At 59.3% G+C, this 16,793-nt stretch carries 12 protein-coding genes, 1 pseudogene and 1 riboswitch; of the genes and pseudogenes, 3 read left to right on the top strand and 10 right to left on the bottom strand.

The genetic code is table 11. The annotated features are described in order from the left end of the window. A partial coding sequence (locus AXF19_RS15200; RefSeq protein WP_442983841.1) for a YitT family protein occupies window positions 1–351 on the bottom strand: 351 nt, incomplete at its 3' end. Window positions 352–514: 163 nt separating this feature from the next. Here AXF19_RS15200 and pfkB point away from each other — a divergent pair. From pfkB to AXF19_RS15195, 3 genes and pseudogenes are all read left to right on the top strand, one after another. After that, a complete protein-coding gene (pfkB, locus tag AXF19_RS05325) occupies window positions 515–1,423 on the top strand; it encodes a 1-phosphofructokinase (protein WP_066846045.1) in 909 nt (302 codons plus the stop codon). Between the two features lie 108 nt (window positions 1,424–1,531). Then, window positions 1,532–3,433, top strand: a complete 1,902-nt coding sequence (locus AXF19_RS05320) for a PTS fructose transporter subunit IIABC (RefSeq protein ID WP_066846044.1) — start codon at window positions 1,532–1,534, stop codon at window positions 3,431–3,433. A gap of 43 nt (window positions 3,434–3,476) precedes the next feature. Beyond that, a pseudogene (locus tag AXF19_RS15195) lies at window positions 3,477–3,608 on the top strand (secretion protein HlyD); the annotation flags it as partial. A 61-nt stretch (window positions 3,609–3,669) separates the two neighbouring features. Here AXF19_RS15195 and AXF19_RS05315 read toward each other — a convergent pair. The 9 genes from AXF19_RS05315 to metG form a co-directional block, all read right to left on the bottom strand. Beyond that, window positions 3,670–4,536, bottom strand: a complete 867-nt coding sequence (locus AXF19_RS05315) for a transposase (protein ID WP_066846041.1) — start codon at window positions 4,534–4,536, stop codon at window positions 3,670–3,672. A 21-nt stretch (window positions 4,537–4,557) separates the two neighbouring features. Next, window positions 4,558–5,760, bottom strand: a complete 1,203-nt coding sequence (locus tag AXF19_RS05310; protein WP_066846039.1) for a methyl-accepting chemotaxis protein — start codon at window positions 5,758–5,760, stop codon at window positions 4,558–4,560. A gap of 169 nt (window positions 5,761–5,929) precedes the next feature. Further along, window positions 5,930–6,487, bottom strand: coding sequence for a peptide-methionine (S)-S-oxide reductase (locus AXF19_RS05305; RefSeq protein ID WP_066846037.1), 558 nt, complete (start codon window positions 6,485–6,487; stop codon window positions 5,930–5,932). Between the two features lie 12 nt (window positions 6,488–6,499). Further along, complete coding sequence (meaB, locus tag AXF19_RS05300; protein ID WP_066846034.1) at window positions 6,500–7,678, bottom strand: methylmalonyl Co-A mutase-associated GTPase MeaB; 1,179 nt, start codon at window positions 7,676–7,678, stop codon at window positions 6,500–6,502. Window positions 7,679–8,006: 328 nt separating this feature from the next. Beyond that, window positions 8,007–10,205 (bottom strand): methylmalonyl-CoA mutase, encoded by a 2,199-nt coding sequence (gene scpA / locus AXF19_RS05295; protein ID WP_066846032.1) that lies wholly within the window; start codon window positions 10,203–10,205, stop codon window positions 8,007–8,009. Continuing rightward, window positions 10,205–12,388, bottom strand: a complete 2,184-nt coding sequence (locus AXF19_RS05290) for a methylmalonyl-CoA mutase family protein (RefSeq protein WP_066846029.1) — start codon at window positions 12,386–12,388, stop codon at window positions 10,205–10,207. Before AXF19_RS05290 ends, scpA begins: the two co-directional genes overlap by 1 nt. A gap of 814 nt (window positions 12,389–13,202) precedes the next feature. Next, window positions 13,203–13,434, bottom strand: a riboswitch (cobalamin riboswitch). Window positions 13,435–13,541: 107 nt separating this feature from the next. Beyond that, window positions 13,542–14,351, bottom strand: a complete 810-nt coding sequence (locus tag AXF19_RS05285) for a G5 and 3D domain-containing protein (protein WP_066846026.1) — start codon at window positions 14,349–14,351, stop codon at window positions 13,542–13,544. Between the two features lie 244 nt (window positions 14,352–14,595). Continuing rightward, window positions 14,596–15,384 carry a TatD family hydrolase gene (locus AXF19_RS05280; protein ID WP_066846023.1) on the bottom strand — a complete coding sequence of 263 codons (789 nt, stop codon included), beginning with the start codon at window positions 15,382–15,384 and terminating at the stop codon, window positions 14,596–14,598. Next, window positions 15,381–16,793: methionine--tRNA ligase (metG, locus tag AXF19_RS05275; RefSeq protein WP_237141706.1), on the bottom strand; the 1,413-nt coding region annotated here is incomplete at its 5' end. The genes metG and AXF19_RS05280, both read right to left, overlap by 4 nt.

The raw sequence follows: 16,793 nt of genomic DNA, 5'->3' as shown, positions 1-16,793 counted from the left end.
GAGCAGGATGATGGCAAAAACGGTCGAGAGTGCAAAGCTCTTGCCGATCTGCTTGTAGCCCATGTAGACAAACGGAATATTAAAGAGGACAAGGAACACACCGAGCCCCATGCCCGTAATCGTCTGCGCCATGATCGAGAGACCGACCACGCCGCCGTCGATGACGTTGTTCGGAATCAGAAAGAGTTCGAGTCCTGCGGCGGTGATGAGTGCACCGAGAATCAGCCACAGCCCTTTTTTGATATAAAAAGCTGCGCCCTTGGGGGCTGACTTCTTCGGCTTTGCCGTCACTGTGGGCGGCACGCCTCCTGTCTGACCATCCGTTTTCATCATATCCATTTCTGCAGTCATAATACTCCCCTGTTCCAATGTAATGTCTGCTCCTATTATAGAGGAAAGAAAATGCGCTGACAAGACTTCTGATATGAGAGTGGTTTTCTTGACTTTCCCTGCTGTGCCGTTTATGATGTTTTTAAGGGGTTACATTGTAGGATACTTTAAGGGAGGGATATGCATGATCTACACCGTCACCTTCAATCCGTCGATCGACTACATCGTGCGGTTGGAGAACTTCACTGCGGGCGAAATCAACCGCGTGAACTATGAGCAGATCCTGCCGGGGGGCAAGGGCATCAACGTCTCCATTGTGCTGAAAAATCTCGGGCACGACTCGACGGCACTCGGCTTCCTCGCGGGATTCACGGGTGTTGCGATGCAGCAGATGCTGCATTCGTTCGGGGTTACGGATGACTTCGTGCGTCTGGACGACGGCTTCTCGCGCATCAACGTCAAAATCAAGGCGGAGAACGAGACCGAGATCAACGGGCAGGGTCCCGTCATCACCGAGGAAGCGCAGCGTGCGCTGTTTGCAAAGCTCGACCGTCTGACGAGCGGGGACACGCTCGTCCTCGCAGGGTCGATTCCGAACACGCTGCCCGACGACATCTATGAGCGGATCATGGAACATCTGGAGGGGCGCGGCATCCGCATCGTCGTGGACGCGACGAAGAATCTCCTGCGGCGCGTGCTGAAGTACCGTCCGTTCCTCATCAAGCCGAACAATCACGAACTCGGTGAAATGTTTGGTGTCGAACTCAAAACGGACGACGACATCATCTTCCACGCAAAGAAGCTGCAGGAGGAGGGCGCGACGAACGTGCTCATCTCGATGGCGGGCGACGGCGCAATCCTCCTCACGGCAGAGGGTGTATTCTACCGCTCCGCCGCACCGAAGGGCACCCTCGTCAACTCCGTGGGCGCGGGCGACTCGATGGTTGCAGGCTTCCTCGCGGGCTTCATGGAGTCGGACGGCAGCTATGAGCGCGCGTTCTACATGGGCGTCGCGACCGGCTCCGCCTCCGCATTCTCGCCGAACCTCGCGACGCGGGAGGAGGCACTTGCGCTGCTGAAAACTATCGTTTAGATGCCGAATCAGACGTGATGCAGTGCCCCTAAGCGATCACTTGCGTAACTAAGCGTTCGCGTGGGACACGCATCACGATAAGACAACACAAAAAGGAGGGACTTTCCCTTGCATATCAACGATCTTCTGAAACCTGAGAGCATCGCCCTCGGCGTTTCCGCCCCCGCCTCGAAGGAGGCTGCCATCCGTCTCCTCGCCGACTACATGGAGAAGGGCGGCAACCTCAGCGATAAAGAGCAGTACGTCAAGGACGTACTCGCCCGCGAGGAGAGCGGCACAACGGGGCTCGGCGACGGCATCGCAACGCCGCACGCCAAGAGCGACGGCGTGAAGGCGGCAGGCCTCGCCGCGATGACCGTGCCCGCTGGCATGGACTTTGCCGCGATGGACGGCAACCCGAGCCGCCTCTTCTTCATGATCGCCGCACCGAACGGAGCGAACGACGAACATCTCGCCATCCTCTCCAAGCTCGCCACCATGATTATGGATCCCGACTTCAAGGAGGCGCTCATTGCCGCCAAAAGCGTTGAGGAGTTCCGTCAGCTTGTCGACGATAAGGAGAACGACCGCTTCGTCGCACCGAGCACAGACACGTCTGAAGAAGAAGCAAAGCCCTCCGCCGACCATATCCAGATCCTCGCCGTCACTGCCTGCCCCACGGGCATTGCACATACCTTCATGGCGGCGGAGAGCATCGAGCAGCACGCAAAGAAGCGCGGTCTCACGGTCAAGGTCGAGACGAACGGCTCGGCGGGCATCAAGAACGCACTCACCCCCGAGGAGATCGCCACCGCCGACGGCATCATCGTCGCAGCGGACAAGAACGTCGCCATGTCCCGCTTTGACGGTCACCGTGTCGTCATCACAAAGGTCGCGGACGGCATCAACAAGGCGGACGAGCTCATCGACCGCGCCCTCTCGGGCAGTGCCCCCGTCTACCGTGCGAGCGGCGCGGACGAAGCGGAAAGCGCAGACGGCGGCACGGACGAGAGCCTTGCCCGCCAGATCTACAAACACCTCATGAACGGTGTCTCGCACATGCTCCCGTTCGTTGTGGGCGGCGGTATCCTCATCGCCCTCGCCTTCCTCTTTGACGACTACAGCATCGACCCGTCCAAATTCGGCTCGAACACTCCGCTTGCCAAGTTCTTCATGCAGGTCGGCGGGGCATCCTTCGGCTTCATGCTCCCCGTCCTCGCGGGCTTCATCGGTATGTCGATCGCCGACCGCCCGGGACTTGCCGTCGGTTTCGTCGGCGGCTCACTCGCGGGCGCAACGGGTACGGGCTTCCTTGGCGCACTGCTGGCGGGCTTCGTCGGCGGCTACGCCGTCAACTTCCTCAAGAAAGTATTCGCGGGACTGCCCGCCTCTCTCGATGGCATCAAGCCCATCCTGCTCTACCCGTTCTTCGGCATCCTCATCATGGGGCTCATCTCGCTCTACATCATCGCCCCGCCCGTCTCCGCGATCAACAACTGGATGGTCTCGACCCTTGGCGGCATGGATCCCTCGGCGCGCATCCTCATGGGACTCATCGTCGGCGGCATGATGGCGGTCGACATGGGCGGCCCGATCAACAAGGCGGCATACGTCACGGGCACAGGTCTCCTCGCCTCGGGCGAGTATCACGTCATGGCGGCGGTCATGGCGGGCGGCATGGTGCCCCCGCTGGCGATTGCCCTTGCGACCACACTCTTTAAGAACCGCTTCACCGAGAGCCAGCGAAAGGCAGGCATCACGAACTACGTCATGGGGCTCTCCTTCATCACCGAGGGCGCGATCCCGTTCGCTGCGGCCGATCCCGTGCGCGTCATCCCCTCGATGGTCGTCGGCTCTGCACTCGCGGGCGCACTCACCATGTTCTTTGACTGCACCCTGCGCGCACCGCACGGCGGCATCTTCGTCGTCCCGACCATCGGCAACCCGCTCATGTACCTCGTGAGCATCCTCATTGGGGCCATCGTCGGCGCCATCATCCTCTCCCTGCTCAAGAAACCGATCAAGGAGTAAGCTGTTTCGGCATAAGGAATCGCTGATAAAATAGACCCTCAGATTGGCGCAGATTTTTCGTCCGAACCAGGAGGCAAACCGGACGCATAGCAAAGGCTATGTGGAGGATTTGCCGACGAAGTGCGGGCAAAAAAGATACGCTAAGATGGCGGTGCTGAATTTATCAGTGCTTCCTAAAGAAATCCCGCTGTACCGAACGTGGTACGGCGGGATTTTTCGTATGTTTGGAATAAATCTCAGAGGAGGCTGTGTGCTGTGCCAAGCTCCCGTACCTTCTCAAGAGAAAGATTGGACACCTTGGCAATCATCTCGAGCGGCATCTTTTCGCGCAGCATGCTGAGGATCATCTCAACTTTTCCTTCATTGCGCCCCTGCTCAAGACCTTCCTCGAACTTCGCCGCCTCGAACATCTCCTGATTCCACTCAAAGTCAACCATGTCAACAACCTCCCTCTCATGCTCTTCCAGAAAGTCTCTCATGATCCCACGCTCAATACATTGGCGGATTGCCGCACGAATCGCGTCTACGCGCCCCATCCCCGCCGCAATATTCGCCTTGATGCACGCGATAAAGAATGTATAGTCATGCAGAGCCGTGCTCTGCATGAGAAGCTTCTTTTGCTCACGATAGACGACGTTATGTACCGTCACCACGAGCTCCAAATGGATCTTCTCGTCTCCCGCCATTCGATATGCGTCCGAAAGACGCATGACGGACTCCTCCGGCAGATTCTTTGTCCCCGTGTAGAACACATGAAACTCGGGCAGGGGCAGAGGTATCCGCCGATTGCGATAGAGTCGCTTGCCATCAATCTCCCTGCGCAGCTGCTCACAGATATAGTAGAGGCAGCGCAGGGGCATATTCTCGTTTGGCGTACTCTGATGTTCGATAAAGACAAGATGCCGCCCTGCAAGTAAAAACGAGATATCATTCTTTACCTGCGAGAGAAACGTCCCCTCCAGTGTCACAATCTCCACGGGCTCACTCGGCGCATACACCCGTCCATGCAGAGCACCTGCAAGTTCCCGCAGCCGCTCCGCATCATTGAAATACATGCGGAAAACCGTATCCTGATACTGCCGCCCCGGCGCTTCCTTGTTCATTGCTGCCCCCTCATTGGTATGCTACACCTTAAACCTCCCGACAAGCTCATCGAGTTCTGTGGCAAGCCCCTTCAGGTGCTCGGCGGTGGCGGCGAACGCCTCGAGGGAGGCGGTCTCCTGCTCGATGGCGGCTGCGGAGTCCTCGGTGAGGTTCGTGATCTCCGTGGATGCCTTGGCAACGTCCTCTGCGGCTGCCGCTGCGACCTGTGCACAGGCACGCGTCATCTCCACCACCGTATTCAGCGCGGCGAGATTGACGAGATTATCGTGTGCGCTCCCCTGCATCTCGGCAATATGCGCGGCAATCCCGTTCACACTCGCTGTGAGTGTCTTGATATTCTCATTCTGCTCGTTCGCACGCGCGGCAACATTGGAGATGGCGACGGCGTTGTACTCCACCGCCTTGCTGTTCTCGATGCTCGCCTGCCAGAGCGTATCCGAGAGCCCCGAGACCTCCGTGGAGCAGGCCTGTGCGCGCTGCATGATCTGCCGAAGATCGCTGACAAAGCTGTTGAACGAGTGCACGATACGCCCGATCTCATCGTAGCGATCCGCACGGAGCTGCTGCGTGAGATCCCCCTCCTTGCCCGCTACCTCGCGGAAGGAGGCAGTGAGTGCGGCGAGCGGGCGCAGCACTTCTATACTGATGCAGTAGGAGGATACAACAAAAATGATGAAGGCGAGGACGATGGCCACCGCTCCGACCTTGTGGGACACGGCAATCTTTTCCTGACTCGCCTGATCGTACGCCATGACGAGTCGGTCAACTTCGGTCACATAGCCGACCACCTCGGCGGCGACGATGGCATTTGCCGCCTGTTTGCCCTCGGGCGTATCCGCAGCCAAGACATCGAATACATGGGTGCGATAGGTCTCCCACAGGGGATTTACGACCGCGAGCTGCGCCTTTACCTCCTCATTCGACGACGGTGCAATCCACATCTCCGACTTGCCCTCCGCAAGCCCTGCGAGAAGTCGATCATACTCCCCGATCCGCGTACGCATCGACCTGCGAATATCCGCAGCCTCCTCCCCATCGGCATACACGAGGCGTGCCGACAGCCACGCGAGCTGATAGGCGCGCATGCGCAGAGAGCCGGAGGCATTGATGGCGGGTGCGTCACCCTCGAGTTTTTCAAATGTATAAAAATTCAGTGCAACGAGTCCGACAATGAATGCAAAAAGCACGAGGAGTGTGGCACGCAATCTATTTCGAATGATCATCTTATTCTCCTACCCACGTTACCATCGTTTTTTTGATTATAACATAAAATGAAATGCGAAAGATATAAATGTGAAAAAAATAACGTAGGGATACAGAAAAAGACCATTGGCACTGCTCAGCCAATGGTCTTTTCCTTAGGAAGCACTGATAAATTCAGCGATTCCCTTATCAAAGCTGTACAAGCTCGCGCAGACGCGCGAGGTCGATGTAGGTCTCGGTCTCGGGATGGCGCACGAGGTAGCCCTGATGCTCGTCTGCAGCGGGCTGGAACGAATTCAGGCGCTCCATCGTTGCGTGCATGACGCGGCGTGCCGCCGCGCTGCTGTTCGGATCGTTCAGCGTCAGATGCTCGCCCGTGGCGGGACAGCGCCCCTTCCCCGCGAGGAAGGTGAGGTAGAGCTGAATCTGCGGCTCGTCCTCCGCGCTCTCGTAGAAGACGCCTGCACGGTACGCGCTGCCGCGCACATAGCCCTGTCCGTCGATGCTGTAGGGTGTGACGACGGCAAAGTGCAGGTCGAGCAGCTGAGAGATGTCGATCTTCTTCGGATCGTAGACGATCTCGATGCCCATGCGTCCGCCCGCCGCGCCCGTCTCCACATCCTCATGCGCGGCATTCGGCGCAGCGTTGATATATCCCGTGCGGACGGAGTGGATGCCGCGCCGCCCGCGATAGACCTCCTCGAGCTCGTGTATATCCGCGCCCGAGAGGCAGATTCGTTTGTGCACAGTGCCACCTCCTCAGTTCGTAAAGAGGTCGACCTGCCGCCCCGCCGCGCGGCGCACATCGAACACGCTAAGAAGTTCTCCAACCGCCTGTGTGGGCGAGATCTCCCCCGAGAGGATGGCGCTCTTCACCTCGGGCATGCGCCCGCGCACAACGGCATCGTCGAAGAAGAGGTTGTGCAGATGCTCGTCGATCATGCTGTTCATCCAGTCGAGGAGCTGACTGTCGCGGCGCTTCTTCCAGATGCCGCTCTCCGAGGTCTTGTCGCGGAAGATGCGGATGATCTCCCAGAGCTCTGCGAGTCCCGTCTTCTCGATGGCAGAGGCGAGGTAGGCGTGCGTCTCCCAGCCCGGCGTTGCGGGGCGGATGAACTCGATCATGCGCTCGTACTGCCCGCGTGCAACCTTCGCCTTGAGGAGGTTATCCCCGTCCGCCTTGTTGATGACGATCGCGTCCGCAAGCTCCATGATGCCCTTCTTGATGCCTTGCAGCTCATCGCCCGCACCCGTGAGGACGACGAGGAGGAAGAAGTCGACCATCGAGCGCACCGTTGTCTCGGACTGCCCGACACCGACCGTCTCGATGATGATGACATCGTAGCCCGCCGCCTCACAGAGCAGCATCGTCTCGCGACTCTTGCGCGCGACGCCGCCGAGTGTCCCGCCCGCAGGCGAGGGGCGGATGAATGCCTCGGGTCGGCGCGAGAGCGTGCCCATGCGCGTCTTGTCGCCGAGGATCGAGCCCTTCGTCACGGAGCTGGTCGGGTCAACGGTGAGGACGGCGACACGATGCCCCGCGTCGCAGAGCATATTGCCGAACGCCTCGATCATCGTGGACTTGCCCGCGCCGGGGACGCCCGTGATGCCGATGCGCAGCGCGTTGCCCGTCTTCGGCAGAAGCCGCTGCAATACGCGCTGGGCAAGCTTGAAATGGCGGCTGCTGTTGCTCTCGATGAGTGTAATGGCGCGTGAGAGCGTCATGCGGTCGCCGCGCTCGACGCCTGTCACATAGTCGTCCTCATTGAGGACGAGCTTGCGGCGCGGCATCCCCTGCCCATTGAGGAGTTTCGGATTGATATTGCCGACGGTCAGATCCTTGATCCCCTCGATGCCGCCCATCACACTTGTCGTGAATTTGCAGTCGGCATCCTCCGGCACCCAGTCCGGCCGTTCGACCGAATATTTTTCGCTCATAAAGCCTCCTTTCCAACATGGGAAATAGTTGGCGTTAAGGTTATCGATATTGCATGGTGCTGCTGCACGAAGTCATTTTGACTCATGCAACAGCCCTTTGATATACTTTTGTTAATGTTATCAGGACGTTTAAGGCGCCCCTTCCACCGCTTGCGCGGTCCCCCTCCCCCGCTTCGGCGGGGGAGGCTTTGATTTACGGTATATCAGCCTCCCCCGTCACTACGGGGGAGGTGGCGAGCAAAGCGAGCCGGTAGGGGCGCTCCGAGAGCAGCCCTTTTTTGATATGGCAAAACGCCGCCCTCACAGGGAGAGCGGCGCCACTATTTCCTTAGCCCGCAGCCTCTTCCTTCGCACGTGCGATAAGCAGAGTCAGGAGCTTGATGCCCGCCTCGGGGATGTTCGTGCCCGGCGCGAAGATCGCGACCGCGCCGTGCTCGTAGAGATTGTCGTAGTCCTGCACGGGGATAACGCCGCCGATGCAGACCATGATGTCGTCGCGTCCGAGCGCGCGCAGCTCGTCAACCAGCTGCGGCAGGAGCGTGTTGTGCCCCGCCGCGAGAGAGCTGAATCCGACCATGTGCACGTCGTTGTCGACCGCATCCTGCGCCGTCTCTGCGGGCGTCTGGAAGAGAGGTCCCACGTCGACGTCCCAGCCCATGTCGGCGAAGGAGGACGCAATGACCTTCTGTCCGCGGTCGTGACCGTCCTGTCCCATCTTCGCGACGAAGATACGCGGACGGCGACCCGTGAGTTCCTCGAACTCGTCCGCCATCTCGCGGGCGCGGTCAAGCTCGGTCTTGTCCGTGAACTCGGAGGAGTAGACACCGGAAATGGTGTGAATGACCGCTTGGAAGCGTCCCGAGACCTTCTCCACAGCGTCGGAGATTTCGCCAAGGGAGGCGCGGACGCGCGCAGCGTCCACAGCAGCCTCAAGCAGGTTGCCGTTGTCGCGGCTCTCTGCCGCCTTCGTGATGCCCTCGAGGCAGCGGCGCACATCGTCCGCATTGCGTTCTGCGCGCAGCTTTTCGAGGCGCTCGACCTGTGCCTGACGCACAGCCGTGTTGTCGATGGCAAGGATCTGGAGGGGATCCTCCTTTTCCAGACGATACTTGTTCACGCCGACAATGCTCTCGATGCCGGAGTCGATCTGCGCCTGACGGCGTGCCGCCGCCTCCTCGATACGCATCTTCGGGAGCCCCGTCGAGATAGCCTTTGCCATGCCGCCGAGCGCCTCGACCTCCTGGATGTGCGCCCAAGCGCGGCGGATGATCTCGTTCGTGAGTGCCTCGACGTAGTAGGAGCCGCCCCACGGATCGATGATCTTGCAGACACTCGTCTCGTCTTGGATGTAGAGCTGCGTATTGCGCGCAATGCGTGCCGAGAAGTCCGTCGGCAGCGCGATTGCCTCGTCCAGTGCGTTCGTGTGGAGGGACTGCGTGTGTCCGAGCGCCGCGCCCATCGCCTCCATCGCCGTGCGCGCGATGTTGTTGAACGGATCCTGCGCCGTCAGCGACCAGCCCGACGTCTGGCTGTGCGTGCGCAGCGCCATCGACTTGTTGTTCTTGGCGTCGAACGACTTGACGATCTTCGCCCAGAGGACGCGCGCCGCGCGCATCTTTGCAATCTCCATGAAGTAGTTCTTGCCGATCGCCCAGAAGAACGAGAGACGCTTTGCAAAGTCGTCGACAGCAAGTCCCGCCTTGATGCCCGTGCGGATGTATTCCAGACCATCCGCGAGCGTGTAGCCGAGCTCGATGTCCGCAGGTGCGCCCGCCTCCTGCATATGGTAGCCGGAGATCGAGATGCTGTTGAACTTCGGCATGTACTTCGTCGTGTACTCGAAGATGTCGCCGATGATGCGCATGGACATCTCAGGCGGATAGATGTAGGTATTGCGAACCATGAACTCCTTCAGAATGTCGTTCTGAATCGTGCCCGCCATGATCTTCTTGTCAACGCCCTGCTCCTCGCCCGAGACGATGAAGAACGCGAGAACGGGGAGAACGGCGCCGTTCATCGTCATGGAGACGGACATCTGATCGAGCGGGATGCCCGAGAACAGGATGTTCATGTCCAGCATGGAGCAGACGGAAACGCCCGCCTTGCCCACGTCGCCGACGACGCGCGGGTTGTCCGCATCGTAGCCGCGATGGGTCGGGAGGTCAAACGCGATCGAGAGACCCTTCTGACCTGCGGCGAGGTTGCGGCGGTAGAATGCGTTCGACTCCTCCGCCGTCGAGAAACCTGCGTACTGGCGCACCGTCCACGGACGGAAGACGTACATCGTGGAGTAGGGGCCGCGCAGACACGGCGGAATGCCGCTCGCAAAATCGAGGTGGCTCATGTGCGCATATTCGTCAATGTCGTAGTACGGCTTGACGGGAACGCGCTCCATGGTCTTGTGCGTGAGCGCCTCAAACGACCGCCCCGTCGCCCCCTCGAAGAGGGCGCGCCACTCCTTGGAGTCTGCGGACGGGCTTTCGCCGAGGCTCATCCCGGTGAAATCCGGGTTTGTAAAGCCTGCCATTACGCAATCATCCCTTTCTTTTTCTGAAGGCTTTCCAGAATCTCATAGCAGTTCGCCTTGACCGAGATGTACTGGTCTATGCCCGCATTGTTGTATGTCTCGAGGAGATCCTTCGGTGCTGCACCTGCGAGGAAGACACGCGCGTTCGGGAGCACCTCGTGGAGCTTCGGCGCAAGGGCAGGCACGATCTCAGGATAGGTCGCATCCGTGGAGCAGATGACGACCGCATCCGCGCCGCTCGCGCCCGCTGCCTCGGCGGCCTCCTCGACGGTCTTGAAGCCGTCGTTGCCGAGCACCTCGAACGCGCCGACCTGCAGGAAGCCCGTGGTGAAGTCCGCGCGCGCCTTGTGCTGCGGGATGGGGCCCATGTTTGCGAGGAAGATACGGACGTTGTCGTTCTTCTCCGCCTTGTAGTCCTCCGTGCGCTTCCTGAGTGCCTCGAAACGCTCGCTCCAACGATGCGGTGCAATCGCTGTGAGCGTCTCTGCGCCCTTGCCCTCCGTGACCGCCGCCATCAGCTCTGCAATGGTCGCACCTACAAATGCCGCCTCAATGCCGTTTGCAACAGAACCTTCCGCCTTGAATGCGGCAAGTGCCTCGTCACGATGTTTCGTGTCGATGTCGGAGAGATATGCCTCGATGTCCGCCGCGCGCTGCGCCTTGAGCGCCGCCGTATCCTCTTCGCGGCGGTCGAGCAGAGTCTCCGTCATGTTCGGATACATATTGTTGCCGACGATGCGGTCCTTGCGGATTTCCGACTTCTTGAAACGCTCCGCGAGAATCGCCGCAATGCCGTCCTGAATCGAGCCGGAGCGCAGTGCATCGATAACGCCGCCGCGCTCCTCGATGCTCTGGAACTCCTTCCAGATCTTTTCCTTCATCTGGCGCGTCAGCGTCTCAACCGCCCACGAGCCGCCCGCAGGATCGATCGGCTGAAGCATGCCGAACTCCTCCTGCAGCATGATCTGGATGTTGCGCGCAATGCGGCGCGAGAACTCGTCGCCCTTGCGGATGGGCTCGTCGAACGGCGCGCTCTCGAACGAGTCGATGCCGCCCACGACGCCCGAGAAGATCTCCGTCGTATTGCGGAGCATGTTGACGTAGGGATCGTAGATGGTCTTGAAGAAGAGTGCGGGGCGTGCGTGAATGCGCATCTTCTGCGACTCGGCATTGCCGCCGAACGCCTTGACGATCTGCGCCCAGATGGGACGCACGGCGCGCAGCTTTGCAATCTGGAGAAAGAAGTTCGCGCCCATTGAGAAGCCGAACGCGATCTGCCCCGCCGCCTCGTCGATCGTAAGGCCGCGCTCGCAGAGGGCGCGGATATACGCCGTTGCCGTTGCAAGGCAGGTCGCGACCTCCTGCACATCGTTCGCGCCGCCGCTGCTGTAGACATCGCTGCGCACAAAGACCGTGCGGAGATGCGGCGCGTTCGTCTGCGCCCAGCGCGCGGCAGCCGCCATGCTGTCATAGTAGGCGTCGAGCGAGGCGGGGAGCTGCCCGTCCGTTACGAGCACACCAATCGGGTCTGCACCGATGATGCCGCGCACCTTCGTCATATCCTCACCGGCCGCGCGGCGTGCCGCCGCCACAAGCGAGAGAATCGGCAGCGCATTTGCGCCCGCATAGACATAGAGCGGGAACTTGCCGAGATCGAGCCCCTCGAGCAGGGTGTGCATATCGTCGACCGTCGTCACGCTCGTGCCGATGTCGCCGACGTGCTCCGCCTTCCGTGCATCCACGCCTGCGCGTGTCGCGGAGTCGAGGACGATATGATAGATTGTCGAGCCCTTGTCGTTCTCGTGGCGCAGGAGTTCGTTGTTCTCGGAGGGCAGCGTCTCATCGCACGCCTGCGCAATGCCCCACGGCTTGCCGATGTAGCCCGTCGCATCGACGCCGCGCAGATAGTCGCCCATGCCGGGCATGACGCTCTTCGGCAGGATCTCCTCCGTGTGCTTCTTCGTATACATGGGGTCGAAGGTGATGCCCTCGTAGGTCTTCGTGAACATGACCTTGTCAAACGGGGCACCCTTGAGGAGCGCTTCGCACGCGGCTTTCCACTCCTCGTCCGTCGGCGGCGTGAACTCATCGAGAGAGACTTCGGGGAAGTCCTCGACATCCGCCGATTTCTTCAAAAGTTTCTGAAGTTCCTCGTCGCTCGACCTTTCTTTTTCTTCCGGCATAGTACGTCCTCCTTTATATATTGCGGGAAGGCTCTGTCAGTTCTATGAACCGACGTGAAGGAAGCACTGATAAATTCAGCGCCATCATCTTAGCGCATCTTTTTCGCCCGCACTTCGGCGGAAAATCCTCCACAGAGTACCACTCTGCGTCCGGTTTTCCACCTCGTTCGGACAAAAAATCTACGCTAATCTAACGGACTTCATTTTATCAGCGATTCCTTAAGTAAAGCAATTCTGTGCAGGAAGGAGATGTCCTCCGGACGATCCGTGCGATGCTCCAAAGCAAACCCTAGTGGAGCAAGCGGAAGCGAGGACACGTTCTGCCCCCTGCGGATTTCTTTCGTTCAAGCGCGCAGCGCGCGTTTAAGAAGTCCGCAGGTATTTAGGCAGATAAGTGTCCGACCGCTTGCGTAACTAAGCGTTTGCGTGGAGTTCGCACGGATGACTATTTGACATCATACACAAAACTGCATTCCTTGAAAAAAAATCGCCCTGAGCTTCCACCCTCAGAGCGCGCCCTAATACAAGGGCAAAACGAGAACTGAAAAGATGAGCAATGTTTCCCCAAGGAGCGCATACTCCTTCATCCCGGGGAAATCTCTATGCACGGGATTCTTTTCACATGCACACAGATCTCCTCAGGATCGCTCTGCAACGCCGTGTGTATGGAAAAGGAAAAGCCCCTTCCACACGGTGTGCAGAACGGGCTTTTCCGGTATCGTTACTCAGTTCCCGATATGGTTTGATCTAGGCGCCAAACTCTTTCGAGGCGAACGAATCCGCAAAATCTCCATCCCCATCACTCGCAGGTCAATCGGTGATTGTTAATCAAGCAGGTCTCCTGGCTTCAGTTCATCGTTCTTCCGCATCTTCCCAGAGATTTCTCCCCAGTGACTGCCGACCTGAGGTCGGCGCGCGGAATCACTCCCTGTTACAGTGGCGTGACCGCTCCGGCTTATGGAATCTGTGATTCCCATACCGGATTCCCTATGAAGCATTGAGGCTCTGCATGGCAAAACCTCTGCACTTGATCCAATACATATTTAGTTTTTATGGTACGATAGAATAGTACCACCGAAATCGCTTCTTGTCAACAAAAAAAGAATCACTGCGTGAATTATCTCACAGTGATTCCTCATTTGCATAATTTTCATCAATCGATGACATAGACCTCGACGGAGCGGCGACCAAACTCAATCGCCTCGTCGTAGCTCTCCATGCAGAGATCAATCGTATTGCCGACGATTGCACCACCCGTATCGGCGGCGATTGCCTCGCCGTAGCCCGGGATGTAGAGGCGCGAGCCGAGCGGGATCACGTCAGGATCGACTGCAACGACACCGTGGCGTGCGACCATACCGGTCGCCGTAACGCCGCTGCCGCCCCCGTCGCCCGGGAGATATGCGGATGCGTGCATCGTATACGCCGCACGATAGCGCGGGATGCCGCGGCTGACGCGGTCTGCCTCACGCTCGCGTGCGCGGCGCTGCTCGGCAGCCTGCTCGTTCTCCGTGAGCGTGATCGCAAGGTCTGCCGTGATTGGCGTGTCCGCAGACGGCGTGACATCGACCTCATGCGGGTTATAGCCGTACTCCGCCAGGACATCGCCGACCGTGCGGCCGCTCGTCAAGACTTGCTGCGTGTCGTCCCAGAACGAGATGCTCACGGGAACGGCGCGTCGTACGGAAATCTCCGTGTGGCGCTCGTTCTCGTTGTGAAACACCTCGTAGGTGTCCTTTGCGCCGAGCTTTACGCCCAGTTTCTCAAAAATATCATTGGGTCTCGTCTGCACCGTCATGTCGGTGATGGTCTCGCCGTCGACGTGCACGCTCACGCGCTGCATGTTCTTCGGCAGTCCGTTCATCGTGAATCCGCTGGAGAGAAGCATCATCCCCGCCAGAGTGGCGCAGAAGACCGTGTTCTTCTTTGTCTGAATCAGCTGTACCAGTTTCATCCACTGCATAGAATTCCCCCTTTGCTGAATGCATTTTCCCACTTCACACTGAATTTTACATGAAAAATGGGATTCAGAATAATTTCAGCGTATGTTTTCACGCTTCGCCCACCACTGAGAAGGATATTCGTCCCACATAAAAGCCCTGCACACAGAGATTTCCTCTACACACAGGGCGATGATTTGTGATAAAACAATAAAACTGTTTCAATTTTGTTTCAAAGAAGTAGGTACATCGAACTTGTGTCGTTCATCACACCGCGGCCAACTTTGGGTACAGCCGCCACGCATTCTCCGTCGTATAGCGTGCGACCTCCTCCACGCTCTCGCCGCGGATCTCCGCGATCTTCGCCGCAACGTGCACAACGTAGGCGGGTTCGTTGCGCTTGCCGCGCTTCGGCACGGGCGCGAGATAGGGGCTGTCCGTCTCGATGAGCAGCAGCTCACGCGGTGCTTCGCGCACGATGTCGGGCAGCTTTGCCGCGTTCTTGAATGTGAGCGGCCCGTCGATACCGATATAGTAGCCCATCTTCCAGAGCTCGCGCGCCGTCTCGATGCTGCCCGAGTAACAGTGGAGAACGCCCGTGAGGTCGCGCCCCACCTCCTGCAATATAGAGAGCATGTCTCCGTGCGCGTCGCGGTCGTGGATGCAGACAGGCAGATGCGCTTCGCGTGCCACATCGAGCTGCGCACGAAAGAGTTCACGCTGCACGGCGCGCTGCGCCGCATCTTTCACCCAGTAGTAGTCGAGCCCGATCTCGCCGATAGCGACGACCTTCGGATGCCGCGCCCACGCGAGGAGCTGTGCGCGGTCTTCGTCTGTGAGCGGCGCGGCGCTCTCGGGATGGATGCCGACGGCGGCGTAGAGTGCTGGATAGCGCTCCGCGTCCGCGACCACCTGTGCGGACGCCGCCATCGTGTCCCCCATGCTGATGATCTGCACGACGCCTGCCGCCTCGGCGCGCGCAATCATCTCTGCGCGATCCTCGTCATAGCGCTCGTCGTAGAGATGGGCGTGCGTATCAATAAATGTCGTCATCATGCAATCTCGATGCGCGGGAAGAGCTGCTCCGCCGTGCCGACCGTGTGCCCGTCCTCCGTGCCGCCCCATGCGGCATCTGTGAGCTGTACCGTATCGAAGTCCAACGTAAAGCCGAGCTGCTCGTGAATGCGGCGTGCCGTTACAGGCAGGAACGGAGAGATGAGTATGCTCGTGATACGCAGCGACTCGACGAGGTGATAGAGCACGGAGTCGAGTTCCGCCGCCTTCGCCTCGTCCTTTGCAAGTGCCCACGGCGCCGTCTCATCGATGTACTTGTTCGTGCGCGAGATGAGCGCCCATGCCGTCTTAACGGCCGCAGAGAGTTCCATGCGCTCCATCTGCTCCGTGTAGTCACGGGCTGTCGCCGCCGCCATCTCCTCGAGAGCAGCATCGAAGTCCGTGCGCCCTGCGCCCTTTGTAACGACGCCCTTCCGATACTTCTTCGCCATCGAGAGCGTGCGGTGCAGGAGGTTGCCGAGGTCGTTCGCAAGGTCGGAGTTGATGCGCCCGATGAGTGCATCACGCGAGATATTGCCGTCCTGCCCGAGTGTAATCTCGCGCAGTAGGAAGTAGCGCACGGCATCCGCGCTGAATTCCTCGATGAGTGCAATCGGGTCAACCACATTGCCGACGGATTTCGACATCTTCGCGCCGTCGACGACGAGCCAGCCGTGCCCGTAGACCTTTTTCGGCAGATCGAGCCCGAGCGCCATCAGCATACAGCCCCAGATGATTGTATGGAAGCGCACGATTTCCTTGCCGACGAGATGCACGTCCGCCGGCCAATATTTGTTGAACTTTTCCTTGTCGTCCATGTAGCCAATCGGCGTGAGGTAGTTCGTGAGCGCATCAAACCAGACGTAGACGACGTGTTTCGGGTCGAACGGCACGGGGATGCCCCAGTCGAACGACGTGCGCGAGACGCAGAGATCCTCGAGCCCCTGCTCGATGAACGCAATCATCTCGTTGCGGCGCGAGACTGGCTGAATGAAGTCCGGATGCTCCTTGATGTACGTGAGCAGACGATCCGCGTATTTGCTCATGCGGAAGAAATACGCCTCCTCCGAGACCTCCTGCACGGGGCGGTGGCAGTCGGGGCAGCAGCCGTTCTCGTCGAGCTGCAGCTTCGTCCAGTAGCTCTCGCACGGCGTGCAGTAGAGTCCCGTGTACGCGCCCTTGTAAATGTCGCCCTGATCGTAGATCTGCTGGAAGATATTCTGTACGAGCTCGTGATGCCGCTCCTCCGATGTGCGGATGAAGTCGTCGTAGGAGATGCCGAGCAGCCGCCACAGCTCCTGAAAGCCCGCGACAATGCGGTCGACGTATTGGATGGGTGTCACGCCCTCCTTCTCCGCCGCCTGCTGGATCTTCTGCCCGTGCTCGTCCGCTCCGGTCAGAAAGAACACATC

This window comes from Selenomonas sp. oral taxon 126 (genome assembly GCF_001683335.1).
GTDB lineage: Bacteria > Bacillota > Negativicutes > Selenomonadales > Selenomonadaceae > Centipeda.
Note: the sequence above shows the minus strand (reverse complement) of the source record. Positions and strands in the feature narration are given on the sequence as shown.